This window comes from Caulobacter sp. P4_E5 (assembly GCF_056401555.1).
The window spans coordinates 1-24871 of the sequence record NZ_JBFUJD010000034.1; the positions used below are offsets into that span (position 1 = coordinate 1).

Below are 24871 nucleotides of genomic sequence, written 5' to 3' on the forward strand. Positions count from 1 at the left end.
GGAGGAGAGGGTGGCCGCCGAAGGCGGTCGGGTGAGGGGTTGAAGGCGGTGTCCGCCGCGACGGCGGTGACTGCTGGGCGCCAAGCCGACAGGACGATCGACCCCTCATCCGGCCCTTCGGGCCACCTTCTCCCGCATGGGGAGAAGGAGCGGGGTTTTAGCCTTCTTCTCCCCGGAGAAGGAGCCCTCCTTACATCTCACGGCGAGACGATCGCAGGGCTGACCTGATCAGCCCTGCACGCTCCAGCCTCCAAGAGATGTAAGGATCGCACCCGACCCGGGGAGGTCGGGCTTGCGACTATTCGAGATCCCTCTCTCATAGAGAGAGGGCGGGGCCCGCCGCGAAGCGGTGGGAGGGTGAGAGGTTACACCCTGGCCGAATGAGGCTTTGACGATGGTGGGTCTTGGCGGTTGGCGACGAAACCCCTCACCCTCCCACCGCCTGCGGCGGCGGGCCCCGCCCTCTCCCTATGGAAGAGGGACTCTAGGCCTGCTGCCCCAACCGCTCCCAGCCGTCAAAGAACGGGAACCTCTGCTCCCAAAACCCCGCCAACCTCGGATCCGCATCCACCCGCTTCACCACCTCCGCCATCCTCGGCGCGACCTCGTAGAACCGCACCCGGCGCGGCCCCCACCGGCTGACCACCGTCACGTAGAGGTCCAGCACGCTCAGCTCGTCCCCCAGCAGGTACCGCCCCGGACTCACCTGGCTCTCCATCATCGCCCAGCAGTCCAGGATCCGCTCGGCCGTCGCCGCCTTGATCCGCGCCTGGACCTCCGGATCATCCCCGCCCAGCCGCGACGGATCATCCCGCACCCAGAACAGCGAATAGATCGAGGCCGGGATGAAGGTCATCCAGCGCAGGAACTGGGCGCGCTCGGGGGCGTCGACGGCCGGACCCAGCCGCGCCTCGGGGAAGCTGTCGGCCAGCCAGATCAAGATGGCGGCGCTCTCGGTGAGGGTCTCGCCGGCGGGGGTGACCAGGGCCGGGATCTGCTTCAGCGGGTTGACCACGGCGACCTTGGCCGCTTGCGCCTCGCCCTCCCAGGTCGGGGCCTCGACCACCTCATAGGGCAGGCCGATCAAGGACATAGCGGCCTCGACGGGCACGCCGCCGGAGCCCAGGGCGCTGAAAATCCGGTACGAATCCATGGTCAAGCTTCCTGACTTATCCACACGCACTCACAACATCTTGTGTGACTGCGACACCGGGACCACTAGATGAACCCGAAGGCTTTGGTAGGGTGAACCCATCCTATCGCCGCCTCTCGATTCTTGCCTCCAGGGTTCGCCATGTCCGCCAAGCTGATCACCACGCCCGGCCTCCTGACCCCCTCTGGCGCCTACAAGCCGTTCCGCTATCCGTGGGCCTACGACTTCTGGAAGAAGCAGCAGCAGGTCCACTGGATGCCCGAAGAGGTGCCGCTGGGCGAGGACCTCAAGGACTGGGCCGTCAAGCTGAACGACAAGGAACGGAACCTGCTGACGCAGATCTTCCGCTTCTTCACGCAGTCGGACATCGAGGTGGCCGACAACTACATGGAGCGCTACGGCCGGGTGTTCAAACCGACCGAAGTGAAGATGATGCTGTCGTCGTTCGCCAATATGGAGACCATCCATATCGCGGCCTACGCGCTCTTGCTTGAAACCATCGGCATGCCGGAAAGCGAGTTCGGCGCGTTCATGGAATACCAGGCCATGCGCGACAAGCACGACTTCATGCAGAAGTTCGGCGTCGAGACCAATGCCGACATCGCCCGCACCCTGGCCATGTTCGGCGGCTTCACCGAAGGCCTGCAGCTGTTCGCCTCGTTCGCGATGCTGATGAACTTCCCGCGCTTCAACAAGATGAAGGGCATGGGCCAGATCGTCTCGTGGTCGATCCGCGACGAGAGCCTGCACTGCGAAGGCATCATCAAGCTGTACCATGCGTTCAACGCCGAGACGAAGTGCGTGACCAAGGCCGTGGCCGACGACATCGTCGACTGCTGCAAGACCGTGGTCACCATGGAGGACAACTTCATCGACCTGGCCTTCGAGGCCGGCGAGATCCAGGGCATGACCCCGGACGACATCAAGAAGTACATCCGTTTCATCGCCGACTGGCGCCTGCGCCAGCTGCACCTGCCGGAAGTGTACGGCGTGAAGGAAAACCCGCTGCCCTGGCTGCAGTCGCTGCTGTCGGGCGTCGAGCACGCCAACTTCTTCGAGGCGCGGGCGACCGAGTACTCCAAGGCCGCGACCAAGGGCCAATGGCACGGCGGCGAGGGCGTGTGGTCCAGCTTCGACCAGATGATGGCCAAGCGCGGCGAGACGCTGTCGGCGGAATAGGCGCTTCACGAGGGGTGTCGGCGAGGGGCGGGACCGAAAGGTCTCGCCCTTCGTCGTTTCAGAGGGCTGGGTTTCAGAGGGCCGGAACGAAGCGGTCCTTGTCGCCCCGCGCCTGGCCGGGAACGAAGCGCCAGGCGTCGGGACGGGTGACGAACCGCTCGAGCAGGGCCTGGGCGGCGGTTTGGCGGCGCGGAACGGGGACGTCGAGATCGGCGGCCAGCTCGAACCCCTCGAACGGGGCGTCGTGGATCTCGGCCTCGAAGCGATGCCGGAAGTCCTCCTCGCCGGCGTAGAACAGCGCGATCCGGCCGCTCCAGCCGATGTCGAACAGGCCGGGCGAGGAGCCTTCGGCGAAGCTGATGCGGTGCTCGGCGACGGCGTCGTGACCCAGCAGATAGATCTGGAATGGCTGGTCGCCGGGGGACCAGCCGGGCGGCAGGTCGGCGACAGGATCCAGGTCGAAGGCTTGGCCGACCAGGTCGCGCGAATCGAACCGCCGGAACGGCGGATGGTCCAGCCGGACCAGCTGGTCGTTCAGATAGCCCCACGCGGTGTTCGACAGCGTGCACTCGCCGAAGTTTTCCCACACGTCGGGCGAGGTCCAGTCGGCATTGTCGCCAGCGTCCGCCCCCGGCCCGTCGGCGGCGTAGTCCTGGGTCTTCAGATGCAGCAGCAAGCCGACGCCGTGGCGGGCGTCCAGCGCCGCGCTCAGCGAAAAGGCGGCCAGCGTGTGGCCCTGCGGCCAGGGGTTGCCGGGAAAGCGGATGCGTCCTTGCACGCGGCGCATCTTGCCGAGATCGCCCGGGCGATCAAGCGGCGGAGGCGGACGCCAATCTTGGCCATGCCCGCCCTTATGGAGCCTCGCTTCCGACACAACTGAAACCTCACCCTCCACAAGCACAGGTTGGGGGCCGTGGGGCGGGCGATGAGAGGGTATCGACGACGGCGGAGCCGGTTCGGCTGGATCATGGGCCTGTCCCTCGTCCTGCACACGATCGTGCTGGGCTGGCTGGCCTGGCCGACGTCGCCGGACTTCCTGGCCGCCGGCCCCGACCTTCCCCTGATGTCCGTCGAGCTGGTCAGCCCCACGCGTTCGAAGCCCAGTGTGACGCGGTCCTCGCCGGCGCCCGCCGCTCGTCGGGCCGTGGACCGAGCGGCGGAGCCSGGGTCGGAAGCGATCGAACCGTCCCCATTCCCGCCCGTGAGCGCGGTCGAGGCCGTCCCGGGCGGACCCTCGGCGCCGGCGGCCAGCGGCCCCGCCGCGCCGGCCAACCTCGGCGCCGCGCTTCGCGCCGGCGTCGGCTGCGCGCGCGCGGCGTCCCGGTCGCGCCAGGAGCGCGAGGCTTGCGAGGAGAGGCTGGGGCGGCTGGATCCTTCCGGCCCGCGCTACGACGCGCCGATGGATCCGGGCAAGCGGGCCTATTTCGACGAGGTCGCCGCGGCGGGGGCGTCGGGACGGAGCTATGGCGATCCGAAACCAGGGGGCGCGGCCCCCGACGGTGACTACTTCAGAGTCCTGAACTGCTCGATCAAGTTCGGCGGCGGGCGAAAGCCGAAAGGCCGGCAAGGGGAGGTGCGGCTGGGCCGCACGCCCTGCGCCATTCCCTTGCAGGGCAATTTCTTCGCGCCCGAGGCCAGCGTCCGAAAGCGCTAGAAGCCGCCGCGAACCCGCTCTAGGACAGGCTGGACACAGTCGGGAGCTCCAGCATGACCAGCATAGCGGTGATCGGCCCAGGGGCCGTCGGCGGGACCGTGGCGGCCTGGCTGGCCCAGAACCCCGCGTACGCCGTCACCGTCTGCGTCCGCACGCCGTTTGAGAGCCTGGCGGTCGAGACGCCCGAAGGCCCGATCACGGCGACCTCGCGTGTGGCGACTTCGCCGGAAGGCCTCTCACCCGTCGACTGGGTGCTGGTGGCGACCAAGACCTACGACAGCGCCGGCGCCCTGGCCTGGCTCGACGTCCTGGTGGGACCGGAGACCCGGGTCGCGATCCTGCGCAACGGCGTCGAGCACACCGTCCCATTCGAGGGCAAGGTCGCGGCCGCCGGCCTGATCCCGGCGGTGGTCGATATCCCGGCCGAGCGCTCGGCCCCCGGACGGGTGCTGCAGCGGCTCAACGGCTGGATCAAGGTCCCGGCGGGCGACGCGGGCGAGGCCTTCGCGGCCCTATTCGCCCATACGCCGATCGACTTGTTGGTCGTCGAGGACTTCACGACCGAGGCCTGGAAGAAGCTGGCCCTCAACTGCGCCGGCGCGGTCAACGCCCTGGTGCTGAAGACCGCCATCGTCGCCCACGACGAGGGCGCGGCGGACGTCATGCGGACGCTGGTGCGCGAGTGCGTGGCGGTGGGGCGGGCCGAGGGCGCGGACCTGTCCGACGACCTGGCCGACCAGGTGGTCGCCGGCTATCGGCGCCAGGTCCCGGAGTCGATGAACTCGCTGCACGCCGACCGCGCCGCCGGCCGGCCGATGGAGCTGGACGCCCGCAACGGCGTCATCGTCCGCAAGGGCGCGGCGCACGGGATCGCCACGCCGGCCAATGCGATGATCGTCGCCCTGCTGAACGCCGCGGCGCTCTAGCCTAGGGCCGGTCCTTCTTCGGCAACGCCTGGATCTGTTCCGGCGTCAGCTTGGTGATGGTCTTGGCGCGGATCGGGATGGCGAAGCCCATGCCGTCCGAGACCCGCAGGTCCAGGTCCAGCGGGTGGCAGATGCTGTCGGGGCCGCGCACGATCGAGACCAGGTGGGTGCCGGGCCAGGTCAGCTGGTTAGAGCCGTAGGCCAGGTCGACGCGGTAGACGTCGCGGCCGCGCACCTTCATGTACAGGGTGTTCTTGTCCGGCGCGGTCCAGCCGCGCCAGTCGGACAGGTAGAAGCACTGGCGGATCGGCTTGATGGCCTTGGTCGGGGCGTCGCCCTGGGCCGCCGAAGCGCCCGAGGCGCCCAGGCCGGCGACGGCGAGCCCGATCAGCGCGGCGCGCGTGACGCGGGTGAGCTTGCTCATGGCGTGATCGTCCTAAAAAGTCCCTCGGATCAAGAGATTGGTCCTCTCCTGAAGCTTGTCAAGTTTTTACTGTACATTTGAAACTGTACACGAAAACGGCCCGCCTCCGGGTGGGAGGCGGGCCGTCCGGCAGGCGTTGTCGTGTAAGGCTTTTAGGCCTTGGCGGGCTCGACCGTTTCGACCGGATCCAGCTCGCCTTCCCACTTGGCGACCACGGCGGCGGCGACGCTGTTGCCGACGACGTTGGTGGCGCTGCGGCCCATGTCCAGCAGATGGTCGACGCCCAGGACCAGGGCGATCCAGGCTTCGGGCAGGCCGAAATAGGTGAGGGTGGCCATGATCACCACCAGCGAGGCGCGCGGCACGCCGGCCATGCCCTTGGAGGTGACCATCAGCAGCAGCAGCATCGAGGCCTGCTGCTCGAACGTCAGGTGGACGCCGTGCACCGCCGTGATGAACAGGGTGGCGAACGTGCAGTACATCATCGAGCCGTCGAGGTTGAACGAATAGCCCAGCGGCAGGACGAAGCTGACGATCTTGCGACGCACGCCCACGGTGGGCAGGCCGTCCAGCAGGCGCGGATAGGCCGCTTCCGAGCTGGCGGTCGAGAAGGCCAGCAGCACCGGGGTGCGGATGAAGGCGAACAGCTTCAGGGCCCGCTTGCCCAGGAAGGCCAGGGCGGCCAGGAACAGCAGCAGCCACAGCACGCCCAGGCCCGCGTAGAACGAGCCGATGAAGCGGGCGTAGACGCCCAGGATCGACAGGCCTTCCTTGGCGACGGTGTTGACCAGGGCGCCGAAGATGGCCAGCGGGGCCAAGGCCATCACGAAGCCTGTCACCTTCAGCATGATCGAGGCCGCCTGCTCGGTGACCTGCAGCACCATCGGCGCCTTGTCGTCGAGGGTGGCGACGGCCGTGCCGACGAAGATCGAGAAGACGACGATCTGCAGGATCTCGTTCTTCGACATGGCCTCGAACAGCGAGGCCGGGATCAGGTGGTCGATGAAGCTCTTGACCGTGAAGGCGCCCGCGGCTGACGGCGGCGCGCCGGCTTCGGCGACCTCCTTCAGCACCACGCCATGGGCGGGGTCCAGCAGGTGGAACATGCCGATGCCGATCAGCAGCGACAGGATCGAGGCGGTCAGGAACCAGCCGATCGCCTTGACGCCGACGCGCCCGACGGCGGCGGCGTCCTCCATGTGGGCGATGCCGGCCACCAGGGTCGTGAAGACCAGCGGCGCGATGATCATCTTGATCAGGCGCAGGAAGATGTAGGGCAGCAGCGAGGCCAGCTCGGCGGCCTTCTTGGCGCCGGCCGGATCGAGGTACTGGTTGCATCCCCAGCCCACCGCGACGCCGAGCACCATGGCCAGGACGATCAGAATGGCGAAGCGTTTGTTCATGTATCCCCCTGGCGCCCCCCACCAACGTCTATTGGCGGGCGTCGACGGCGTATTCTGGTTTCGGAAGAACGACGCACGAGAACGACAGCGCCGCCATCCGCTCGCTCTTTGAGCATTTCAGCCCTTGTGGCCGACGAACGCGGGTTCGTCCATGCCCTTGAGGTGTCCGGCGCGGCTTGGCGCGCGCCAAGCCGGATAAACAGGCTCACCCTGCGGCGGCGGGAGGCCGTGCGGTTCTCTCTCTCGATAAGTAATAAATCATTCCCACGAGCGGGCCGATGTCTCGCCAATGTCGCGAAACATCGCTATAAGGCGCCATGTCAAACCAAGAAAAAGCAATCGCCGTCGTCGAACGGCTCAATGACGAATACGAACGCGCCGTCGGCGCCCTTCGGACCGCCCTCAAGGCCTATCTGGAACACGGAACCCGCCCCGACCCGCAGCAGCGGTTCGACGGGACCTTCGCCTATCCCGAGCTGCGCCTGACCTATGACCCCGAGGCGCTGCCGCCCAAGCTGGCCCGCTCCTACGCCCGCGTCAGCCGTCCAGGCGTCTACGCCACCACGGTCACCAAGCCGGCCCAGTTCAAGGACTATCTGGTCGAGCAGCTGACTCTGCTGATGGACGACTTCAACGTCGAGGTCGAGGTGGATCGTTCCAACCAGGAGATCCCCTATCCCTACGTGCTGGACGCCACGATCGACCTGAACCAGGCCGACGTCCGCAGTGAGGATATCGCCCGGTTCTTCCCGACCACCGACCTGGCCTTCATCGGCGACGAGATCGCCGACGGGGTCTGGAACCCGGCTCTGGAGGAGGAGCGCCCGCTGTCGCTGTTCGACGGCCTGCGCACCGACTTCTCGCTGGCCCGCCTGAAGCACTACACCGGCGCCCCGGCCGAGGACGTGCAGCAGTTCATCCTGTTCACGAACTATCACCGCTATGTCGACGAGTTCGTCCGCTGGGGCATCGAGCAGCTGAAGGCGCCTGACAGTCCCTACACGGCCCTGTCGTGCTCGGGCGGGCTGAGCATCACCGCCAATACGGCCAATCCCGAGCTGGCGGTGGCGGAGTCGACCTGGCGCAAGCACCAGATGCCGGCCTACCACCTGATGGCGCCGGGCGGCTCGGGCGTGACTCTGGTCAACATCGGCGTCGGCCCGTCCAACGCCAAGACGATCTGTGACCACCTCGCGGTCCTGCGCCCGCAAGCCTGGCTGATGATCGGCCACTGCGGCGGCCTGCGCGACACCCAGACCATCGGCGACTACGTCCTGGCCCACGCCTATCTGCGCGATGACCACGTGCTGGACGCCGTGCTGCCGCCTGAGATCCCGGTGCCCTCGATCGCCGAGGTGCAGCGGGCGCTCTACGACGCGGCCAAGGCGATCAGCGGCGACAGCGGCGACCAGCTGAAGCGCCGCCTGCGCACCGGCACCGTGGTCACCACCGACGACCGCAACTGGGAACTGCGTCACAGCCTCTCGGCCTTGCGCTTCAACCAGAGCCGGGCCGTGGCCATCGACATGGAGTCGGCGACGATCTCGGCCCAGGGCTATCGCTTCCGCGTGCCCTATGGGACGCTGCTGTGCGTGTCCGACAAGCCGCTGCACGGCGAGATCAAGCTGCCGGGCCAAGCCAACGCCTTCTACGAGCGGGCGATCAGCCAGCACCTGCAGATCGGCATCATGGCCTGCAAGCTGCTGCACGCCGAAGGCCCGAACCTGCACTCGCGGAAACTGCGGGCGTTCGACGAGCCGCCGTTCAGATAAGCGGCCGACTCAGCGGGCCCCCACCTGATCGCTGCGCGATCGTCCGCCCCCAGTGGGGGCGGAAGGCGCGCCCTTCTTCCCCCTCCGGGGGAGGAGGGCCGAAGGCCCGGAGGGGGCCTGTATTCGCTACCCCTCCGCCCAGGCCTTGATCAGCTGGTGCGCGATCGCCAGCGGCGGGGGCATGAACAGGCCGTCCAGTTCGCCCTTGAGCAGCAGGGCGGCTTCTTCCTTGCTGAACCAGCGCACCTCTTCCAGCTCGGTCTGGTCGGGGGCGGCGTCGGCGCTGTCGACGTCGGCCATCAGCCCCATCATCAGCGACGACGGCCACGGCCAGGGCTGGCTGGAGTGGTAGCGAACGGCGGTAGCGTTCAGGCCCGCCTCTTCCTTCAGCTCGCGGGCGCAGGCCTCTTCGATCGTCTCGCCGGGCTCCAGGAAGCCAGCCAAGGCCGAGAACATGCCCGCGGGCCAGGCGGCCTGACGGCCCAGCAGGCACTTGTCGTCGTGGACGGCCAGCATGATCACCACCGGATCGGTGCGTGGGAAGTGCTCGGCCGAGCAGGCCGGGCAGACGCGCTTCCAGCCGCCGTCGGCGACCTCGCTCTTCTGGCCGCAGGTGCTGCACCAGCGATGGCGGCGACGCCACTCGAACATCGACTTGGCGGTGGCCAGGATGCCGGCGTCGGCCGGCGGCATGGTCGCGGCCACCCCGCGCAGCTCTTCGAACCGGCCCAGGCCCTGCAGCGGCCCTTCGGCGGGGTCGGCCGCGCCCTCGATATCGACCGCGAAGACCGCGATGTCCTTCCACAGGCCCAGGAACAGCAGCTTCTCGCCGCCGCCCGCCAGGTCCTGGGCCATGTCGGCACGCAGATAGGCGATCTGGACGCCGGAGGGCTGGCCGTCCTCGCCGAGGATGTCCTCGACCAGCGGCTTGCCATTCCAGAGGGCGACGGCCAGCGACTCGGGATCGGCCAGTTTTTCGGCCAGCCACGACTCGTCGCCACGTCGCTCGCTGGCGCGGTTCAACGGGTTGCCGGCGAAGGTGTTGGTGATGATCGACAGAGGCATGGCGACTCTCTAGCGCGGGTATGGCCGCTCGTCACGACGTCGCACGAGCATCATGCGCCTTGCATCCGTCGCGATGAGTCGCGATATAGGCCTTGGAGACCGGCGCGGACGGAGTCCTCGCCAACCTGGTCAGGGCCGAGAGGCAGCAGCCACAACGAGATCAGCTCTGGGTCGCTGTCCGGTCTCCACCTTTCCCTAAAATCTGTCAGTAGAAGCACGGTCTAGTCGGACCGGGCCTTTTGCCGCGCGCTCCACGCCACTACACTCATCCCATGGCCGACCACGACGACCTCTCGACCGATTCCGCGCCGCCGTGGGACGAACCGCCCGCGGAAGAGCTTCCCGAGCGCGACGAGAACACCGCCGACATCTTCGGCGAGACGCCCGCGCCCGCGCCGGCGCCGGTCGAGGCGGCGCGTCCCGTTGTCGAGACCGCGGTCGAGGGCGAGAAGGGCGACGCCTATACAGTGCTGGCGCGCAAATACCGCCCGCGCACCTTCGAGGACCTGATCGGCCAGGAGGCCATGGTCCGCACCCTGGCCAACGCCTTTTCCACCGGCCGTATCGCCCACGCCTTCATGCTCACGGGCGTCCGGGGGGTCGGCAAGACCACGACCGCCCGCCTGCTGGCCCGGGCCTTGAACTACGAGACCGATACCGTCAAAGGTCCCTCGGTCGACCTGACCGTCGAGGGCTACCACTGCCGCTCGATCATCGAAGGCCGGCACATGGACGTGCTGGAGCTGGACGCCGCGTCCCGCACCAAGGTCGACGAGATGCGCGAACTGCTGGACGGGGTGCGCTACGCCCCGGTGGAGGCGCGCTACAAGGTCTACATCATCGACGAAGTGCACATGCTGTCGACGGCGGCGTTCAACGCCCTGCTGAAGACGCTGGAAGAGCCGCCGCCGCACGCCAAGTTCATCTTCGCCACCACCGAGATCCGCAAGGTCCCGGTGACCATCCTGTCCCGCTGCCAACGCTTCGACCTCCGCCGGGTCGAGCCGGACGTGCTGGTCAAGCATTTCGACCGCATCTCGGCCAAGGAGGGCGCGCGGATCGAGATGGACGCCCTGGCCCTGATCGCCCGCGCGGCCGAGGGCTCGGTGCGCGACGGCCTGTCGCTGCTGGACCAGGCCATTGTCCAGACCGATCGCGGGGCCACGGTCACGACCGCCGTCGTGCGCGACATGCTGGGCCTGGCCGACCGAGGTCAGACCATCGCCCTGTTCGAACATGTCATGGGCGGCAAGACCAAGGACGCCCTGGAAGGTTTCCGCGCCCTGTGGGGCTTCGGGGCCGATCCGGCGGTGGTCATGCTCGACGTCCTCGACCACTGCCACGCTTCGGCGGTGTCCAAGGCCCTGGGGCCGGACGCCCTGTCGATGCCCAAGGAGCAGGCCGCGCGCCTGGCCGCGATCGGGGCCCACACCTCGGCCGGCACGCTGTCGCGCCTGTGGCAGATGCTGCTCAAGGCCCATGACGAGGTGCGCCGCGCGCCCGACGCCATGGCCGCGGCCGAGATGGCCCTGATCCGTCTGTGCTACGCCGCCGACCTGCCGGGTCCGGAAGAGGCGCTGAAGGCCCTGCGTGACGGGACGCCCGTCGGTGGCGGGGGAGGCGGCGGCGTCTCCGTCGGTGGCGGTTCGTCCGGCGGCGGCGTTTCGGCCCAGGCCGTCAGCATGGCTGCGCCGGCGGCCCAGGCCATGCCGGTGCTGGCCTCGTTCGACGACGTCTTGGCCTTGATCGCGGCTCGGCGCGACATCGGCCTGCGCCTGGACGTCGAGCAATATGTCCGCCCGATCAGCTTCCGACCCGGCGCCATCACCTTCGAGGCCGCGCCCGGCGCGCCCGGCAATCTGGCCGGCCGCCTGGTTCGGGCTCTGAAGGAGTGGACCGGTCAACCCTGGCTGGTCGCCGCCGAGGGCGGCGGCGGGGCCGAGAGCATGATGGAGCGCCAGAAGCGCGAGGAGCGCGAGGCGCTGGCCGAGATCAAGCTGGATCCGTTCGTGGCCTCGGTGCTGTCGGCCTTCCCCGGCGCCGAGATCGTCGAGATCCGCAAGCTCCTCACCCCCGAGGCTCCGCCCCTGGAGCCGGACGAGGAAGAGGGCTGACCTTGAGAACTGTCATCCCGGGCGAAGCTTAGCGCAGACCCGGGACCGCGACAGACGCCGGCGTATCCGGCGGTCCCGGGTTTCGCCGGGATGACAACAAACGGAGTTGGACATGAAAGACCTCGGCGGCCTGATGAAGCAGGCCCAGGCCATGCAACAGAAGCTGGCGGACGCCCAGGCGCGTCTGGCCGAGAGCACTGTCGAGGGGACCTCGGGCGGCGGCATGGTCACGGTGGTGCTGAAGGGCACGGGCGAGCTGGCCAAGGTGACGCTGGACGAGAGCCTGATCGAGCCGGGCGAGGGCGAAGTGATCGCCGACCTGGTCGTCGCCGCCCACGCCGACGCCAAGAAGAAGCTCGACGCCAAGCAAGCTCAGATGATGCAGGAAGCCGCCGGCCCGATGGCGGGCCTGATGGGCGGCATGCCGGGCATGAAGTTCTAGCCGGACGCCAGGGGAGGGCCCGCGCATGAAGATCCGTTCGCCGCTGGCGGCCCTCCTGCTGATGGTCGCGCCGGTCGCCGCCTGGGCCGAGACCTTGCCGCCCGACCTGGCCGCCGCCGCCCACGCCTATGACGAGGCCCAGGTCCACGCCGATCGCGCCGCCCTCGAGCGTCTGGTCGCCGACGACTACGTGCTGGTCAACGGGGCGGGCGTCGTCCAGTCCAAGGCCGACCTGATCCGCGACTACATGACGCCCGGCTTCAAGCTCGACCCGTTCACGATCGAGGCGCCAGTCGAGAAGGTCCACGGCGACGTCGCCCTGCTGGGCGGGCGGGTCAACATGACCGGCACGGACGGCGGCCAGCGCTTCGCCCTGGTGGTCCGCTTCGTCGACACCTGGGCCAAGCGCGACGGCCAATGGCGGGTGATCTACAGCCAGGTCACCCGGGTCGCCAAACCCTGATGGCCGCCTCCGCCGGACCCGAGATCGAGCGCCTGATCGCCCTGCTGTCCAAGCTGCCGGGGCTGGGCCCACGCTCGGGCCGGCGCGCGGCCCTGGCTCTGCTGAAGAAGCGCGACACCCTGCTGGCGCCGCTGGCCCTGGCCATGGCCGAGGCCCAGGCCAAGGTCCGCACCTGCGGGGTCTGCGGCTCGCTGGACGTCACCGATCCCTGCGCAATCTGCTCGGACATGACCCGCGACCCGCGGCTGATCTGCGTGGTCGAGGAGGTCGGCTCGGTCTGGGCCATGGAACGCGGCGGCTCGTTCAAGGGCCGCTACCACGTGCTGGGCGGCCTGCTGTCAGCGCTGGACGGGATGGGGCCGGAGTCCCTGCGGGTCGGGGAACTGGTCGCGCGAGTCGGGGATGGTCAGGTGTCCGAGGTGATCCTGGCCCTGCCCGCCACGGTCGACGGCCAGACCACCGCCCACTATCTCGCCGACCGCCTGGCGCCCACCGCCGTGCCGGTGACCATGCTGGCGCGTGGGGTGCCGGTCGGGGGCGATCTCGACTGGCTGGACGACGGCACGATCGCCCAAGCCTTGCGCGCGCGTCGGCCGGCTTGAGGCGAATTGCGGGGACAAAGCCGGAATCCGGCTGACAGCTCCGCTTTCCCGCGCCAAGGTCCGCCCAGCCGCGTTCGACGGATTGTCGACGCGTGAGTGGAGGGACAAATTCATGAGCACGCCCGAAGACAAGGCTCCCGAAGCCGAGACCGAAACCCCGCACGTCGCCAAGGTCGGCGTCGTGGACAAGGGCCACAACGTCACCAGCTTCAACGACGAGCCGATCAACGGCCTGATCGCCGACCTCGCGGACGGCGACGCCTGATGAGCGGTCTCCCTCTCCCCTTGCGGGAGAGGGTGGCCCGAAGGGCCGGGTGAGGGGTTGTACCGGTCCGTCCGCGCGACCCCTCATCCGTCGCCTGTGGCGACACCTTCTCCCGCAAGGGGAGAAGGGGAACTTCCTCGTAGCTCCGACTCCGGCTAAGAACGGAGCATGAACTTTTCCGACTCTTCCTCGTTCTTGGCCATAATCCTGGCCGTCGTCTTCGCCCTGGCCGCCATCGCCTGCGCCTTATGGGCGCTCGCCTCCCAGCGCCGCGCCGCCAAGGCCGAGGCTCAGGCCTGGATGCTGAACGAGCGTGTGGCCCAGGCCGAGGAGCGCTCGCGCCTGCTGGAAGACCAGACCGCCACCCAGATCGAGCTGATCCGCGCCCAGGCCGCCCAGAGCGCCAACGCCGTGGCCGAGCAGCTGATCAAACGCGCCGACGAGAACGCCAAGAGCCGGGACCAGCTGACCCAGGCCCGCCTGGAGGCCCAGCTGAAGCCGGTGGCCGAGACCCTGGCCAAGTTCGAGGCCCAGGTGACGGCGGTCGAGAAGGCGCGCGCCGAAGAGTCCGGCGGCCTGAAGGCCCAGATCGCCGCCCTGCTCGAGGCTTCGACCGCCACCCAGGCCGAGGCGCGCAAACTGTCGGCCGCCCTGCGCCGCGGCGCGGGCGTGCAGGGGCGCTGGGGCGAGCAGACCTTGCGCAACGTTCTCGAGGCCGCCGGCCTCAACAGCCGCTTCGACTTCCAGGAGCAGTTCAGCGTCGACACCGACGAGGGCCGCCGCCGGCCCGACGTCAAGGTCACCCTGCCGGGTGGCGGGGTGTTCGTGATCGACGCCAAGTGCTCGCTGAACGCCTTCCTGGAGTCGCAGGAGGCCACCGACGAGGTCCTGCGCGAGGCCGCCATGGTCCGCCACGCCGCCAGCGTTCGCGCCCACATGCAGAGCCTGGCGTCCAAGGCCTATTGGGACCAGTTCGCGGGCGAGGGCTCGCCGGACTTCGTCGCCATGTTCGTGCCCGGCGACGGCTTCCTGGCCGCCGCCCTGGATCGGCTTCCGGAGCTGATGGCCGAAGCGATGGACCGTCGGGTGGTGCTGGTCACCCCGACCACCCTGTTCGCGCTCTGCAAGGCCGTGGCCTATGGCTGGCGGGCCGAGGACCAGGCCAAGAACGCCGCCCGCATCGTCGAGGTCGGCCGCGAGCTCTACAAGCGCGTCTCGGTCATGGGCGCCCATGCGGGGGCCATGGGCAAGGCGCTGGAAAGCGCCGTCGGCAAGTACAACCAGTTCGTCGGCTCGCTGGAGAGCCAAGTCCTGACCCAGGCCCGCCGCTTCGAAGAGCTGTCGGTCGACCACGAGGGCAAGGAGATCGCCGAGCCGGCGCCGGTGGAGCAGGGGGTTCGTCCGCTCGCCAAGCTGGCGGTGGGACAATCCCCCACCTTGACGCTCGGAAATGAGACGCTTACCTGACCAGTATCATGGCTATCCGTCGCATCCTCACCGTCGATAACGCCGCCGACCTGGCGACGCTGAAGAAGATCTCCACCCCGGTGGAGGTCGTCACCGACGAGCTGCGCGTCCTGATGGATGACATGCTGGAGACCATGTACGACGCCCCGGGCATCGGCCTGGCCGCCGTGCAGGTGGGCGAGCCCGTGCGGATCATCGTCATGGACCTGGCCCGTGAGGGCGAGGAGCCGGCGCCGCGCTACTTCGTCAATCCCGAGATCCTGTCGACCTCGGAAGAGGTCCTCGGCTACGAGGAAGGCTGCCTGTCGGTGCCGGAATATTTCGACGAGGTCGAGCGCCCGTCGAAGGTCACCGTCCGCTACATGACCTACCAGGGCGAGACGGTCGTCGAGGAGGCCGAGGGCCTGTTCGCCGTCTGCATCCAGCACGAGATGGACCACCTGGAAGGCGTCCTGTTCATCGACCACCTCTCGCGCCTGCGCCGCGACCGCGCCATGGCCAAGGTGAAGAAGGCGCGCCGGGCGGCCTAAAGCCCGCCGCGCCTCCGCCATCAGGCGACGAGCGCTCGTTCGACGTTTCTCTCCGCCGCGATCCTCTTTGCCAGCGCATCGACGCTCGCCTCGGCGTCGCGCAGCGAGGCCGCGAGGCGGTCGTCGGCGAACTCGTCGTACTCGACGGCCGCTACCTGCAGGTCGGTGATCCCCAGATAGCCGAGCGGCTTGGCCAAGCTGGGCACGACCAGCTCGAGGTCCGCGATCCGCCCGCCGGCGTCGTAGCCGTAGTCGCCGCGCGCGGTCAGGACCACCAACGTCTTGCCCTGCCCCTCCAGCATCGGCCAGTACGGCTCGCCTTCCCGCGCACGGTCGAAGCCGAAGGTCAGGCCGACGCGGACGATGTTGTCGACCCAGGCCTTCAGCGGGGCCGGCGGGCCGAAATTGTACATCGGCGCCCCGATGACGATGATGTCGGCGGCCTTGAGCTCGGCGACCAGGGTGTCGCTTTCGACCAGGACCTCGCGCATCCACGGCTCGCGCGCGGCCGGCGGGGTGAAGGCGGCCTGAATCCAGTCGCCGCTCACGGGACGCGGCGGTCGCGTCCCGACATCGCGATAGAGCACCGCGTCCTCGGGGCGAAGGACCCGCCACGCCTCCATGAACCGATGGGTGAGCCGGCGGGTGTGCGAGCCGTGGCGGGTGTCGCTGGAACGTCCCGAGCGGGCGCTGGCGTCGATCTGAAGAACCGTGGTCATGGCGAACTCCAAGGCTGATGTGAAATCATCTCGAAGGGCGTTTTGAACGCGTGACGCCGGCCTGACGAACGCGTAATCGTCAGGTTATGGATGAGCTCAATTCATTCACCCGCCGCCGCCTGCCACTGGGCGCCCTGCGCGCCTTCGAGGCCGCGGCGCGACTGGAGAGCTTTCGCCTGGCCGCCGACGAGCTGGGCGTGACGCCGACGGCGATCAGCCATCGGATCCGCGATCTGGAGGAGACGCTGGGCCTGAAGCTGTTCGAGCGCCACGTCCGCCGTGTCGCCCTCACCGCGCCAGGGCGGCGATTGTTCCCCGTGTTGCGCGACGGCTTCGACGGTTTCGCCGAGGCGTTGCGAGCTCTGAAACCCGACGATGGCGGCAAGACGGTCACGCTCTCGGTCCTGGTCGCCTTCGCGGCGCGTCTTGTGCTGCCGCGCATGGCCGACTTCCGGCGGATGCATCCCCATCTTCAGCTGCGGCTGCATGCGTCCGACGATCCGGTGGACCTGCGCTCCGGCGTTGCCGACCTGGCGATCCGCTACGGCTACGGGCCCTTCCCGGGTCTGATCGCCGAGCCGCTGTACGTCGAGAGCTTCGCGCCGGTTTGCAGTCCCAAGCTAGGCCTGGCTTCGCTGGGCGACCTGCGTGGCCAGACCCTTCTGCACGCCGAGTGGCGTCATCCCGCCGCCGACACCCCGACCTGGGCGCGCTGGGCGCAGATGAGTGGCCTTGTGGATCTGGACACCACTCCGCGCCTGACCTTCACCGACGACAGCCAGGCGATCCAAGCGGCGGTGGCGGGCCTGGGCGTAGCCATGGCCAGCCTGGGCCTGGTGCGCGACGAGCTGGCCTCGGGCCTGCTGGTCCAGCCGTTCGAGGCGGTGATCCAGGGGCGGCCCTATCACCTGCTGCGACTGCCGACCGCCTCGCCAGCCGTCATCGCGGTCCACGACTGGCTGCTCGGGCTGCGAGGCCCTTAATAGGGTCGCATGATCTCCACCTCGTCCTGGGCCGCCGAGAGCTTGGCGCCCAGGTCGTAGGCGCCGGGAATGTAAGGTTGCTTGGCCTGCCAGCAGGCTTCCAGGGCCTTCGCGCTGGCCCGCCACCAGCGGGAGACCGGCCCCATCTCGTCGCGACGAAGCACCAGGTCGCGCATGCCTCCGCCCGCCGGAGGTCCGATCAGCGTGACCTCCGTCACGTCGCTGAACGCGCCGCGTGGTTCTGTGTCGAGACCCGCCATCTTGATCGGTGGAAGGCGACCGATGTCGGCGATCACCGTCTCCAGCGCGGGGCAGGTCCGTCCGTCGATCCACTCGTACCGCAGGCTGACCACGCCCATTCGCTGATCGCGGCGACGGCGCTCGGCCGCCCAGACCCGCGATGGGCCCTCGCCGACCTCGTGGAAGACCACGGCCTCGTCGACGAAGATTCCCAGGCCGCCGCCTTGCTGCTTGACCCTGTAGGGCTGCGAAACCTTGAGGGCAGGGGCTTCGGCGGGGGTGATCGACGGCGCGCTCTGTCTCGCAGGGCCTTGCTGCGCCGAGCTGGGGAAGGCGGCGAGCAGGATCAGCACGAGCAGATTTCGCATGGGATCAACCTAGGCGATCGCCGAGGCGCGTCAACGGACCTAGCGCTTGCGGCCTTGATCGGTCTCGTACGGTGTTCCGTCCCGATGCCGGTACGTCCCGTCGCCCTCGCGCAGCACCAGGTCGATGTCGGGATAGTCGCAGCCGTCCTCGTTCGGCTTGCGCGAGCCGATCTCCAGCAGCAGCGCGTCGCGGTTCGAGCGGTTCTGGAAATGGTGGCCGTTGGCGACGCCGGCCTTGAAGCCCGCACAGTCGCCGGCCCGCAGCACGCTCTCGCCGTCGTTCTCGACCAGCACTACCTCGCCCTCGACCACCCAGGTGAACTCGTCCTCGGCCGTGTGCCAGTGGCGCTGGCTGGACCAGGCGCCGGGTGGCAGGCGCAGCAGGTTGACGCCGAACTGGTCGAGGCCGACGGCGTCGCCCAACTTGGTGCGGTGGCGATGCAGGCACGGTGTGTCGAACGGCGCGGGATAGGCCGTGCCGACGCGCGTCGGGGCGGTGGTCATGTCGATCTTGGGCAAGGGTGTCTCCTCCGCTGGCGCAGTTAAGCACGCCCGCCACGGGTCTCAACGGGGCAAGAGGCTCAGCCGACCCGCTGCACCTTGGCGTCGCGCTTCCAGTCGGGACGGGTCATGCCCACGAAGCCCTGGCCGGGGTCGGCGCCGTTGCGGACCAGCAGGTCGCGCAGGGTCCCGGCCGACTCGATCGCCGCGACGCCCTCGGCGGTGAAGGCGGCGACCTTGTTCTTCTCGTCGCCCCAGATGTTCTGCGACAGCAACGGGTTGGTCAGGGCCTGGGAGAAGGCGTCGATGGCCACCATCCGCAGGATCAGCGGCGGCAGCGGCGCGTTGGCGGCGGTGTCCTCGGCGAACAGGCCGACATAGAACTCGACCTTGTCGACGTCGCCGTACAGCGACTTGAGCTTGTCGGCGACGCCGGGGCGGGTGCTGATCTGCTCGAAGGCGGTCACCGGCTTCATGCCCATGGCCGCGCGATAGGCGTTGTAGGGCGCGATCTTGTTGAGGCGGGCCTGGTCGATCGCCCGGGCCTCGACGCTCTGCAGGTAGTCGGCGGTGTTGCCGGCCCCCAGCAGCGCCGCCGGCTGGGCGCTCATCCAGGCATAGGCCTTGGCCAGGCCGTGACCGGTCAGCTGGTCGCCGGCGAAGCGCAGGGTGGCGGTCTTGAGCGGCTGGCCGGCCCAGACGATGTCCTCGGACACCAGCGAGTGCCAGCGATAGAGCAGGCTGAACTCGGCGGTGATCCAGTTGGGCTTGTTCCACGGCCGCTTCCAGCCATCGCTGGGGTCGGCCAGCAGGCGGATGCGCGAGGGCGAGATGTGGTTGATGTACTCCTCGACCACCAGCTTGATGTAGAGGACGATCACCACGTTGCGGGCGGTCTCGAAGACCCGGTCGTCGTCCCAGTCCGGATGGGCGGCGGCGATCACCCCGGCCAGGCGGTTGTGCTCGCGCAGCAGCAGCGTGCCCATCATCATCGTGCCGACCGTGGAATTGGCGCGGTCGCCGCCCAGAGCGAACAGCTGGCGCTTGATCGCGATCGGCGTGTCGTTATCGACCCCTAGGGGCGGATCGAGGGTCACGAACTCGGCCAGGGTCGCACCCTGGGCGTCGTAGAGCGCCGGCGGATATTCCTCGCCATTGATCCATTGCGACTTCAGACGGCCGCGCTGGGCGCTCGACTTCAGCCGCAGGGCGTTGGTCTGCGCCTCGGTGCGGCCGTAGAGGGTGCAGAGGTCGATCTCGTGGTTGGAGGTGGTGCGGCGGCGGTCCTCGCGGTCGCTGAACACCATGGTGCGGATGAAGCCGTCGGTCAGGTACTGGGCGAAGGCCGGGAACAGCATGGTCGACTTCGGGCAATGGGTCTGCGGCGCGCCGTCCGGCCGCGCGAACACGGCGGTGGTCAGCTCTGCGCTGGGGAGCGGGCCCAGATCCACGGCCGCCAGCTGGCGGGCGCTGTAGGTGCGGTCGGTCAAGGCCGCCCAGCTGATGTAGTCGGTCTTGGTGCTCCAGGGATGCGGCCGCGGCCGGGCCTCGGCGACGATGCCGTTGATCAGCAGCCCGCTGACGAAGCGGTGAAAGGCGGGCCAGCGCTCGGTCAGCCAGGCGATGACCGGCTCCAGGGCCGCGATGATCCAAGCCAGCATGGTCGTGACCCTCCCCGTCTTGATTGAATTCGTCCATAGAACAGCTCTGGCGAGAATTCGCGAGCGTTCGATTTGCGTCCCTCCGATGAGCGGCCTAAAGGCTGGGCCATGACCAGCCCCGCCCTTGATCCGATCGATCTCGCCCAGGCCTTGATCCGCCGTCCGTCGGTGACGCCGGCCGACGAGGGCGCGATGGATGTGCTGCAGCGGCGGCTGGAAGGTCTGGGCTTCACCTGCCGGCGCATGAAGTTCGGCGAGATCGAGAACCTCTACGCCCGGCGTGGGACCGCCCGGCCGAACCTCTGCTTCGCCGGCCATACCGACGTGGTTCCGGTCGGCGACGACGCGGCCTGGACTGCTGGGCCGTTCGAGGCCGAGATCAAGGACGGGGTCCTCTACGGTCGCGGCGCGGTCGACATGAAGAGCGCCATCGCCGCCTTCGTCGCCGCCGTCTCGAAGGTCCCCGAGCACGCCGGCTCGATCAGCTTCCTGATCACCGGCGACGAGGAGGGCGTGGCCGAGGACGGCACCGTCAAGGTCGTCCAGGCCCTGGCCGCCGAGGGCGAGATCATCGACCACTGCATCGTCGGCGAGCCGACCAGCGCCAACCTGCTGGGCGACATGGTCAAGATCGGCCGGCGCGGCAGCATCAACGCCTGGATCGCCGTCGACGGCAAGCAGGGCCACGTGGCCTATCCGCACCGCGCCGCCAATCCGATCCCGGTGATGGTCGACATCCTCTCGCGCCTGCAGAGCCGGGTTCTGGACGAGGGCTACACGGGCTTCCAGCCGTCGAACCTGGAGGTGACCACGGTCGATGTCGGCAACACCGCCACCAACGTCATCCCCGCGTCCGCCAAGGCCCGGATCAACATCCGCTTCAATCCGGCTCACCAGGGCAAGGACCTGGCCGCCTGGATCGAGCAGGAGTGCCGCGAGGCCGCCGAAGGGTTCTCTGGACGGGTCGAGGCGCTGTGCAAGATCAGCGGCGAGGCCTTCCTGACCGCGCCGGGCGCCTTTACCGACGTGATCGTCGCCGCCGTCGGCGACACCACCGGCCGCGTGCCGGAGCTGTCCACCACCGGCGGCACCAGCGACGCGCGGTTCATCCGCAGCCTGTGTCCGGTGGTCGAGTTCGGCCTGGTCGGCTCGACCATGCACCAGGTCGACGAGCGGGTGCCGGTCGAGGAGGTCCGCCAGCTGGCGGGCGCCTACGAGGCGCTGATCAACCGCTACTTCGCGGCCTTCGCTTAGAGGCGGGGCGTCGGCGATGAAGGCGCTCTCGATCCCCGACGTGCTGGCCGAGGTGGCAGTGCTGGTGAAGCCGCACTTCGGCAAGGGCCGCCCGGCCGACTACATCCCGCAGCTGGCTGGCGTGCCGGGCACGAAGTTCGGCATGGCCGTGCGGACGGTGACCGGCGACGAGCACGTGATCGGCGACGCCGACGAGGGCTTCTCGGTCCAGAGCATCACCAAGGTCTTCGCCCTGGGTCTGGCCCTGAACCGCCTGGGCGACGAGACCTGGACCCGCGTGGGCAAGGAGCCCTCGGGCACGCCGTTCAACCATCTGTCCCTGCTGGAGGCCGAGCAGGGCGTGCCGCGCAATCCGTTCATCAACGCCGGGGCCCTGGCGGTCACCGACGTGCTGCTGGACGTCACCCGCGACCCAGCCGCCCTGGTCCGCGACTTCGCCGGTTTCCTGGCCGACGAGCGGCTGGAGATCGATCCGACCGTGGCGGCCTCGGAGCTGGCCCACGCCTGGCAGAACCGCGCCATCGCCAACCTGATGCGCGGCAAGGGCACGATCACCCACGACCCCGAGGCCGTGGTCGCCGCCTATTGCCGCCAGTGCGCCCTGACCATGAGCTGCCGTCAGTTGGCCCGCGCCTTCCTGCCCCTGGCGGCTGGCGGCTTCTCGCCGGTGGCGCAGGAGACGGTGTTTCCCGAGCGCCTGACCCGGCGGCTGAACGCCCTGCTGCTGACCTGCGGGATCTATGACAGCGTCGGCAGCTWCGCCTATCGGGTCGGGCTTCCGGCCAAGAGCGGCGTGGGCGGCGGCATCGTCGCCGTGGTCCCCGGCAAGGCGACGATCGCGGTGTGGTCGCCGGAGCTCGATAGGTTCGGCACCTCGGTGGTCGGCACGGCGGCGCTGGAGGCGTTCAGCCAGATCACCAATTGTTCGGTGCTTTAGATCCTCCCCCGCGATGCGGGGGAGGTGTCGGCGGAGCCGACGGAGGGGGCAAGCTGGAGGTCGGCCGTGCTGGCCCCCTCCGGCCCCCTGGGCCACCTCCCCCGTGATACGGGGGAGGATCTATTCGCCATACCCCACGCCCACCAGATACAGCCCATCCGCCGGCGCCACCGGGCCGCAGGCGCGACGATCCTTGGCCTCCAGCGCGGCTTTCACATCATCCGGTGTCCACCGCCCGGCGCCGACCTCGACCAGGGTGCCGGTCATCGACCGCACCTGGCGATGCAGGAAGGACCGCGCCTCGAAGTCCAGGTGGATCTCCTCGCCGACCCGCCGCACGCGGGCGACGTCCAGGGTCTTCAGCGGGCTCTTGGCCTGGCAGTGCATGTCGCGGAACGTGGTGAAGTCGTGCAGGCCGACCAGATGCTGGGCGGCGACGTGCATGGCCTCGGCGTCCAGGTCCTTCTTCACGTGCCAGACCTTGCCCTTGTCCAGGGCCGGCGGGGCGCGGCGGTTGAGGATCCGGTAGAGATAGCGGCGCTCATTGGCCGAGAAGCGGGCGTGCCAGTCTTCCTCGGCCAGTTCGGCCGAGAGGATCGACACCGCCTCGCGGGTCAGGTGGGCGTTGAGGGCGTTGAACACCGTCTGGGCCGGCCAGTCGCGCTCGAGGTCGACATGCACGACCTGGCCGGTCGCGTGGACCCCGGTGTCGGTGCGGCCGGCGGCGGCGATGCGCACGTCCTGGCCGGTGAAGGCCTTGACCGCCGCCTCGATCGCGCCCTGCACCGACGGCAGCACGGCCTGGGCCTGGAAGCCCGAATAGGGCCGGCCGTCATACTCGACGAGGAGGCGATAGCGGGGCATCAGTCGAGTACAGCGCCGGCGGCGATCGGGAAGCCGCGCGTGAAGACGTCAGCGTCCTGGACGCCCTTGCCCTCGCGCTGGGCCTTCAGCAGGCGGATAGAGCCCTCACCGCAGGCGATCAGCAGGTCGTCGTCCAGCGCCTGGCCCGGCGCGCCGTCCTGGTCCTCGAGACGCGACAGCAGGGCCTTCACGCGCACGGGGCCCTTGTCGGACGGCGCCTCGAACCAGGCCCCGGGGAACGGCGAGAGGCCGCGGATGTGGGCGTCGACCTCGGCGGCCGGACGGGTCCAGTCGATGCGGGCTTCGGCCGACTTGATCTTCTTGGCGTAGGTCACGCCGTCCTCGGCCTGGGGCGTTTCGCGGACCCCGCCCCGCTCGACGGCGGCCAGGGCGACCGGCAGCAGGCGGGCGCCGACGGCGGCCAGCTTGTCGTGCAGGCTTCCGGCGGTTTCCAGCCGGTCGATCCGCACCTGTTCGGACATCAGGATCGGGCCCTCGTCGAGGCCTTCGCTCATCCGCATGACCTGGACGCCGGTGACCGGATCGCCGGCCATGATCGCCCGCTGGATCGGGGCGGCGCCCCGCCACCGCGGCAGCAGCGAGGCGTGCAGGTTGAAACAGCCATGGCGCGGCGCGTCCAGCACTGCCTTGACCAGGATCTGGCCGAAGGCGACCACGACGGCGGCGTCGAGGTCCAGGGCCTGGAAGGCCTCGATCTCCTCGGGTGTCTTCATCGAGACGGGGGTGCGGACCGGCAGGCCCAGGCCCTCGGCGAAGGCGTGGACCGGCGAGGGCTTCAGCTCCTGGCCGCGGCCGCGCGGGGCCGGCGGCTGGGAATAGACGCAGACGATCTCGTGGCCAGAGGCGACGAGTTCGGCGAGGCAGGTGACGGCGAAATCGGGGGTGCCGAGAAAGGCGATGCGCATGGCGGGGGTTTAGCGGTCTCGGCGGTCCGACGCAAAGCCGACTCGGAACCTGGACCGTGGGGGGCCGTTATCCAGCGGACTTATGAAGGAGCACGACCATGCGTTCCACACTGCTGATCGCCGCCGCCGTCGCCACCCTGGGCTTGGCCGCCTGCTCGCAAGAACATGCCAAGCAAGTTGGCGAAGGCGCCAAGGCCGCCGCCTCCGACGTCAAGGACGCCGCCAAGACCATCGCCAACGACCCCGACGTCAAGGAAGCGGGCACGGCGATCAAGGAAAGCACTAAGGAGACCGCCGCCGACCTGAAGCAAGCCGCCGGCGAAGCAACCGACAAGGCTCAGGAACTCGGCGACAAGGCCGGCGACAAGGCCAAGGAGGCCGGCGGCGAGTTGAAGCAGGACGCCAAGGAAGGCGCGGCCGAGAGCAAGAAGCAACTGAACGAGGCGACGAAGTAGGGGCTAGCGAACAGGCGCGGCTTTGCTGACGACGGCCAAGTCGAGGTTCGAGGGCTCGGGTCCGTAGCGGTTGGCGCCCCTGGCGCCCCGCAGGAACCCGATCTCGATCCAGGCCCAGAGAGCCAGACCCGCGCCTGCGATCGCCAAGACGCCTGCGCCGAGCACCACCAGCGGTGGCGCGTCCTGGCTCAATCCCTGCGACGGTGCGATTAGGGACCACGGTCCGATCGTGAAGAGCAGCGCCCACCAAGCGCTCCTGCCGCGATCGTGTAGACGGCGAACCGTCACGCAAAAGCCGGTCAGGAGCAAAAGCGGAACGCATGCGAGTGGCACGGCGCCGAGCCACCCGCCTACAATCGTTCCGAAAGAGGCCAGGATCAGTAGGGCGGCGACGACCGCCGCCTGCAATACCTGAAAGCGCCAGTAGGTCAGGCGCGCCGCGCGCCCTTCGAAACTAAAAAGCGCCTTCAGATAGCCCATAGGTCGTCTCCATTCGCCGGAGAC

At 68.9% G+C, this 24871-nt stretch carries 27 protein-coding genes and 1 other RNA gene; 16 read left to right on the forward strand and 12 right to left on the reverse strand.

From position 1 onward, the window contains the following. Positions 1-484: 484 nt before the first annotated feature. On the reverse strand, positions 485-1153 hold the full coding sequence (locus AC1DSO_RS12355) for a glutathione S-transferase family protein (RefSeq protein ID WP_477069135.1): 669 nt from the start codon (positions 1151-1153) through the stop codon (positions 485-487). Between the two features lie 141 nt (positions 1154-1294). Between AC1DSO_RS12355 and AC1DSO_RS12360 the strand changes: the two genes are divergently transcribed. Continuing rightward, on the forward strand, positions 1295-2332 hold the full coding sequence (locus AC1DSO_RS12360) for a ribonucleotide-diphosphate reductase subunit beta (RefSeq protein ID WP_477069096.1): 1038 nt from the start codon (positions 1295-1297) through the stop codon (positions 2330-2332). Positions 2333-2405: 73 nt separating this feature from the next. Here AC1DSO_RS12360 and AC1DSO_RS12365 read toward each other — a convergent pair whose 3' ends face one another. Next, on the reverse strand, positions 2406-3110 hold the full coding sequence (locus AC1DSO_RS12365) for a hypothetical protein (protein WP_477069097.1): 705 nt from the start codon (positions 3108-3110) through the stop codon (positions 2406-2408). 189 nt (positions 3111-3299) lie between these two features. On the opposite strand from AC1DSO_RS12365, the gene AC1DSO_RS12370 reads away from it, so the two are divergent. Continuing rightward, positions 3300-3986 carry a hypothetical protein gene (locus tag AC1DSO_RS12370; RefSeq protein WP_477069098.1) on the forward strand — a complete coding sequence of 229 codons (687 nt, stop codon included), beginning with the start codon at positions 3300-3302 and terminating at the stop codon, positions 3984-3986. A gap of 53 nt (positions 3987-4039) precedes the next feature. Then, positions 4040-4912 carry a 2-dehydropantoate 2-reductase gene (locus tag AC1DSO_RS12375; protein WP_477069099.1) on the forward strand — a complete coding sequence of 291 codons (873 nt, stop codon included), beginning with the start codon at positions 4040-4042 and terminating at the stop codon, positions 4910-4912. Between the two features lies 1 nt (position 4913). On the opposite strand, the gene AC1DSO_RS12380 is transcribed toward AC1DSO_RS12375, so the two are convergent. Further along, positions 4914-5336 carry a DUF6491 family protein gene (locus tag AC1DSO_RS12380; protein ID WP_477069100.1) on the reverse strand — a complete coding sequence of 141 codons (423 nt, stop codon included), beginning with the start codon at positions 5334-5336 and terminating at the stop codon, positions 4914-4916. 152 nt (positions 5337-5488) lie between these two features. After that, the gene (locus AC1DSO_RS12385; protein WP_477069101.1) at positions 5489-6739 is read right to left on the reverse strand and encodes a dicarboxylate/amino acid:cation symporter; all 1251 of its coding nucleotides are present in this window, start codon (positions 6737-6739) and stop codon (positions 5489-5491) included. 317 nt (positions 6740-7056) lie between these two features. On the opposite strand from AC1DSO_RS12385, the gene AC1DSO_RS12390 reads away from it, so the two are divergent. Beyond that, a complete protein-coding gene (locus tag AC1DSO_RS12390) occupies positions 7057-8511 on the forward strand; it encodes an AMP nucleosidase (protein WP_477069102.1) in 1455 nt (484 codons plus the stop codon). A gap of 126 nt (positions 8512-8637) precedes the next feature. Here AC1DSO_RS12390 and nudC read toward each other — a convergent pair whose 3' ends face one another. Further along, positions 8638-9576, reverse strand: coding sequence for an NAD(+) diphosphatase (gene nudC, locus AC1DSO_RS12395; protein WP_477069103.1), 939 nt, complete (start codon positions 9574-9576; stop codon positions 8638-8640). A 93-nt stretch (positions 9577-9669) separates the two neighbouring features. Here nudC and ffs point away from each other — a divergent pair. From ffs to def, 8 genes are all read left to right on the forward strand, one after another. Further along, positions 9670-9767: signal recognition particle sRNA small type (gene ffs, locus AC1DSO_RS12400), an RNA gene on the forward strand. Positions 9768-9848: 81 nt separating this feature from the next. Beyond that, positions 9849-11690 carry a DNA polymerase III subunit gamma/tau gene (locus tag AC1DSO_RS12405; RefSeq protein ID WP_477069104.1) on the forward strand — a complete coding sequence of 614 codons (1842 nt, stop codon included), beginning with the start codon at positions 9849-9851 and terminating at the stop codon, positions 11688-11690. A gap of 112 nt (positions 11691-11802) precedes the next feature. Continuing rightward, positions 11803-12132, forward strand: coding sequence for a YbaB/EbfC family nucleoid-associated protein (locus AC1DSO_RS12410; RefSeq protein WP_047406638.1), 330 nt, complete (start codon positions 11803-11805; stop codon positions 12130-12132). Positions 12133-12157: 25 nt separating this feature from the next. Next, positions 12158-12595, forward strand: coding sequence for a nuclear transport factor 2 family protein (locus AC1DSO_RS12415; RefSeq protein ID WP_477069105.1), 438 nt, complete (start codon positions 12158-12160; stop codon positions 12593-12595). Continuing rightward, on the forward strand, positions 12595-13197 hold the full coding sequence (recR, locus tag AC1DSO_RS12420) for a recombination mediator RecR (protein ID WP_047406632.1): 603 nt from the start codon (positions 12595-12597) through the stop codon (positions 13195-13197). Before AC1DSO_RS12415 ends, recR begins: the two co-directional genes overlap by 1 nt. 112 nt (positions 13198-13309) lie before the next feature. After that, positions 13310-13462 carry a hypothetical protein gene (locus AC1DSO_RS12425; protein ID WP_477069106.1) on the forward strand — a complete coding sequence of 51 codons (153 nt, stop codon included), beginning with the start codon at positions 13310-13312 and terminating at the stop codon, positions 13460-13462. Positions 13463-13630: 168 nt separating this feature from the next. Further along, positions 13631-14929 carry a DNA recombination protein RmuC gene (locus AC1DSO_RS12430; RefSeq protein WP_477069107.1) on the forward strand — a complete coding sequence of 433 codons (1299 nt, stop codon included), beginning with the start codon at positions 13631-13633 and terminating at the stop codon, positions 14927-14929. An 8-nt stretch (positions 14930-14937) separates the two neighbouring features. Next, positions 14938-15459 carry a peptide deformylase gene (gene def / locus AC1DSO_RS12435; protein ID WP_047406625.1) on the forward strand — a complete coding sequence of 174 codons (522 nt, stop codon included), beginning with the start codon at positions 14938-14940 and terminating at the stop codon, positions 15457-15459. Positions 15460-15479: 20 nt separating this feature from the next. Here the strand turns inward: def and AC1DSO_RS12440 are convergent, their stop codons facing one another. Further along, a complete protein-coding gene (locus AC1DSO_RS12440) occupies positions 15480-16178 on the reverse strand; it encodes an FMN-dependent NADH-azoreductase (RefSeq protein ID WP_477069108.1) in 699 nt (232 codons plus the stop codon). An 86-nt stretch (positions 16179-16264) separates the two neighbouring features. Here AC1DSO_RS12440 and AC1DSO_RS12445 point away from each other — a divergent pair, with 86 nt between their 5' ends. Beyond that, positions 16265-17161 (forward strand): LysR substrate-binding domain-containing protein, encoded by an 897-nt coding sequence (locus AC1DSO_RS12445; RefSeq protein WP_477069109.1) that lies wholly within the window; start codon positions 16265-16267, stop codon positions 17159-17161. Here AC1DSO_RS12445 and AC1DSO_RS12450 read toward each other — a convergent pair. From AC1DSO_RS12450 to AC1DSO_RS12460, 3 genes are all read right to left on the reverse strand, one after another. Beyond that, positions 17158-17769: a hypothetical protein gene (locus AC1DSO_RS12450; RefSeq protein ID WP_477069110.1), complete on the reverse strand. Its 612-nt coding sequence runs from the start codon at positions 17767-17769 to the stop codon at positions 17158-17160. The two genes, AC1DSO_RS12445 and AC1DSO_RS12450, sit on opposite strands and share 4 nt — an antisense overlap. 39 nt (positions 17770-17808) lie before the next feature. Beyond that, positions 17809-18288, reverse strand: coding sequence for a cupin domain-containing protein (locus tag AC1DSO_RS12455; RefSeq protein WP_477069111.1), 480 nt, complete (start codon positions 18286-18288; stop codon positions 17809-17811). A gap of 62 nt (positions 18289-18350) precedes the next feature. Beyond that, positions 18351-19931: a peroxidase family protein gene (locus AC1DSO_RS12460; RefSeq protein ID WP_477069112.1), complete on the reverse strand. Its 1581-nt coding sequence runs from the start codon at positions 19929-19931 to the stop codon at positions 18351-18353. A gap of 108 nt (positions 19932-20039) precedes the next feature. Between AC1DSO_RS12460 and dapE the strand changes: the two genes are divergently transcribed. Together dapE and AC1DSO_RS12470 are read left to right on the forward strand one after the other, a co-directional pair. Next, complete coding sequence (dapE, locus tag AC1DSO_RS12465) at positions 20040-21185, forward strand: succinyl-diaminopimelate desuccinylase (RefSeq protein WP_477069113.1); 1146 nt, start codon at positions 20040-20042, stop codon at positions 21183-21185. A gap of 16 nt (positions 21186-21201) precedes the next feature. Further along, the gene (locus AC1DSO_RS12470) at positions 21202-22122 is read left to right on the forward strand and encodes a glutaminase (protein ID WP_477069114.1); all 921 of its coding nucleotides are present in this window, start codon (positions 21202-21204) and stop codon (positions 22120-22122) included. Positions 22123-22242: 120 nt separating this feature from the next. On the opposite strand, the gene truA is transcribed toward AC1DSO_RS12470, so the two are convergent. Both truA and fmt read right to left on the reverse strand, forming a co-directional pair. Next, complete coding sequence (gene truA / locus AC1DSO_RS12475; RefSeq protein ID WP_477069115.1) at positions 22243-22986, reverse strand: tRNA pseudouridine(38-40) synthase TruA; 744 nt, start codon at positions 22984-22986, stop codon at positions 22243-22245. Then, positions 22986-23912: a methionyl-tRNA formyltransferase gene (gene fmt / locus AC1DSO_RS12480; protein WP_477069116.1), complete on the reverse strand. Its 927-nt coding sequence runs from the start codon at positions 23910-23912 to the stop codon at positions 22986-22988. Before fmt ends, truA begins: the two co-directional genes overlap by 1 nt. A gap of 98 nt (positions 23913-24010) precedes the next feature. On the opposite strand from fmt, the gene AC1DSO_RS12485 reads away from it, so the two are divergent. After that, on the forward strand, positions 24011-24367 hold the full coding sequence (locus AC1DSO_RS12485; RefSeq protein ID WP_477069117.1) for a cell surface protein: 357 nt from the start codon (positions 24011-24013) through the stop codon (positions 24365-24367). Between the two features lie 3 nt (positions 24368-24370). Here the strand turns inward: AC1DSO_RS12485 and AC1DSO_RS12490 are convergent, their stop codons facing one another. Further along, positions 24371-24847: a DUF805 domain-containing protein gene (locus tag AC1DSO_RS12490; protein ID WP_477069118.1), complete on the reverse strand. Its 477-nt coding sequence runs from the start codon at positions 24845-24847 to the stop codon at positions 24371-24373. Positions 24848-24871 lie beyond the last annotated feature (24 nt).

Bases quoted from the DNA above. Each gene is read 5' to 3' on its own strand.
- AC1DSO_RS12355 (WP_477069135.1), bottom strand. From the start codon at position 1,153: ATGGATTCGTACCGGATTTTCAGCGCCCTGGGCTCCGGCGGCGTGCCC.
- AC1DSO_RS12360 (WP_477069096.1), top strand. From the start codon at position 1,295: ATGTCCGCCAAGCTGATCACCACGCCCGGCCTCCTGACCCCCTCTGGC.
- AC1DSO_RS12375 (WP_477069099.1), top strand. From the start codon at position 4,040: ATGACCAGCATAGCGGTGATCGGCCCAGGGGCCGTCGGCGGGACCGTG.
- AC1DSO_RS12380 (WP_477069100.1), bottom strand. From the start codon at position 5,336: ATGAGCAAGCTCACCCGCGTCACGCGCGCCGCGCTGATCGGGCTCGCC.
- AC1DSO_RS12385 (WP_477069101.1), bottom strand. From the start codon at position 6,739: ATGAACAAACGCTTCGCCATTCTGATCGTCCTGGCCATGGTGCTCGGC.
- AC1DSO_RS12390 (WP_477069102.1), top strand. From the start codon at position 7,057: ATGTCAAACCAAGAAAAAGCAATCGCCGTCGTCGAACGGCTCAATGAC.
- nudC (WP_477069103.1), bottom strand. From the start codon at position 9,576: ATGCCTCTGTCGATCATCACCAACACCTTCGCCGGCAACCCGTTGAAC.
- AC1DSO_RS12405 (WP_477069104.1), top strand. From the start codon at position 9,849: ATGGCCGACCACGACGACCTCTCGACCGATTCCGCGCCGCCGTGGGAC.
- AC1DSO_RS12410 (WP_047406638.1), top strand. From the start codon at position 11,803: ATGAAAGACCTCGGCGGCCTGATGAAGCAGGCCCAGGCCATGCAACAG.
- AC1DSO_RS12415 (WP_477069105.1), top strand. From the start codon at position 12,158: ATGAAGATCCGTTCGCCGCTGGCGGCCCTCCTGCTGATGGTCGCGCCG.
- recR (WP_047406632.1), top strand. From the start codon at position 12,595: ATGGCCGCCTCCGCCGGACCCGAGATCGAGCGCCTGATCGCCCTGCTG.
- AC1DSO_RS12425 (WP_477069106.1), top strand. From the start codon at position 13,310: ATGAGCACGCCCGAAGACAAGGCTCCCGAAGCCGAGACCGAAACCCCG.
- AC1DSO_RS12430 (WP_477069107.1), top strand. From the start codon at position 13,631: ATGAACTTTTCCGACTCTTCCTCGTTCTTGGCCATAATCCTGGCCGTC.
- def (WP_047406625.1), top strand. From the start codon at position 14,938: ATGGCTATCCGTCGCATCCTCACCGTCGATAACGCCGCCGACCTGGCG.
- AC1DSO_RS12440 (WP_477069108.1), bottom strand. From the start codon at position 16,178: ATGACCACGGTTCTTCAGATCGACGCCAGCGCCCGCTCGGGACGTTCC.
- AC1DSO_RS12445 (WP_477069109.1), top strand. From the start codon at position 16,265: ATGGATGAGCTCAATTCATTCACCCGCCGCCGCCTGCCACTGGGCGCC.
- AC1DSO_RS12450 (WP_477069110.1), bottom strand. From the start codon at position 17,769: ATGCGAAATCTGCTCGTGCTGATCCTGCTCGCCGCCTTCCCCAGCTCG.
- AC1DSO_RS12460 (WP_477069112.1), bottom strand. From the start codon at position 19,931: ATGCTGGCTTGGATCATCGCGGCCCTGGAGCCGGTCATCGCCTGGCTG.
- dapE (WP_477069113.1), top strand. From the start codon at position 20,040: ATGACCAGCCCCGCCCTTGATCCGATCGATCTCGCCCAGGCCTTGATC.
- truA (WP_477069115.1), bottom strand. From the start codon at position 22,986: ATGCCCCGCTATCGCCTCCTCGTCGAGTATGACGGCCGGCCCTATTCG.
- fmt (WP_477069116.1), bottom strand. From the start codon at position 23,912: ATGCGCATCGCCTTTCTCGGCACCCCCGATTTCGCCGTCACCTGCCTC.
- AC1DSO_RS12485 (WP_477069117.1), top strand. From the start codon at position 24,011: ATGCGTTCCACACTGCTGATCGCCGCCGCCGTCGCCACCCTGGGCTTG.
- AC1DSO_RS12490 (WP_477069118.1), bottom strand. From the start codon at position 24,847: ATGGGCTATCTGAAGGCGCTTTTTAGTTTCGAAGGGCGCGCGGCGCGC.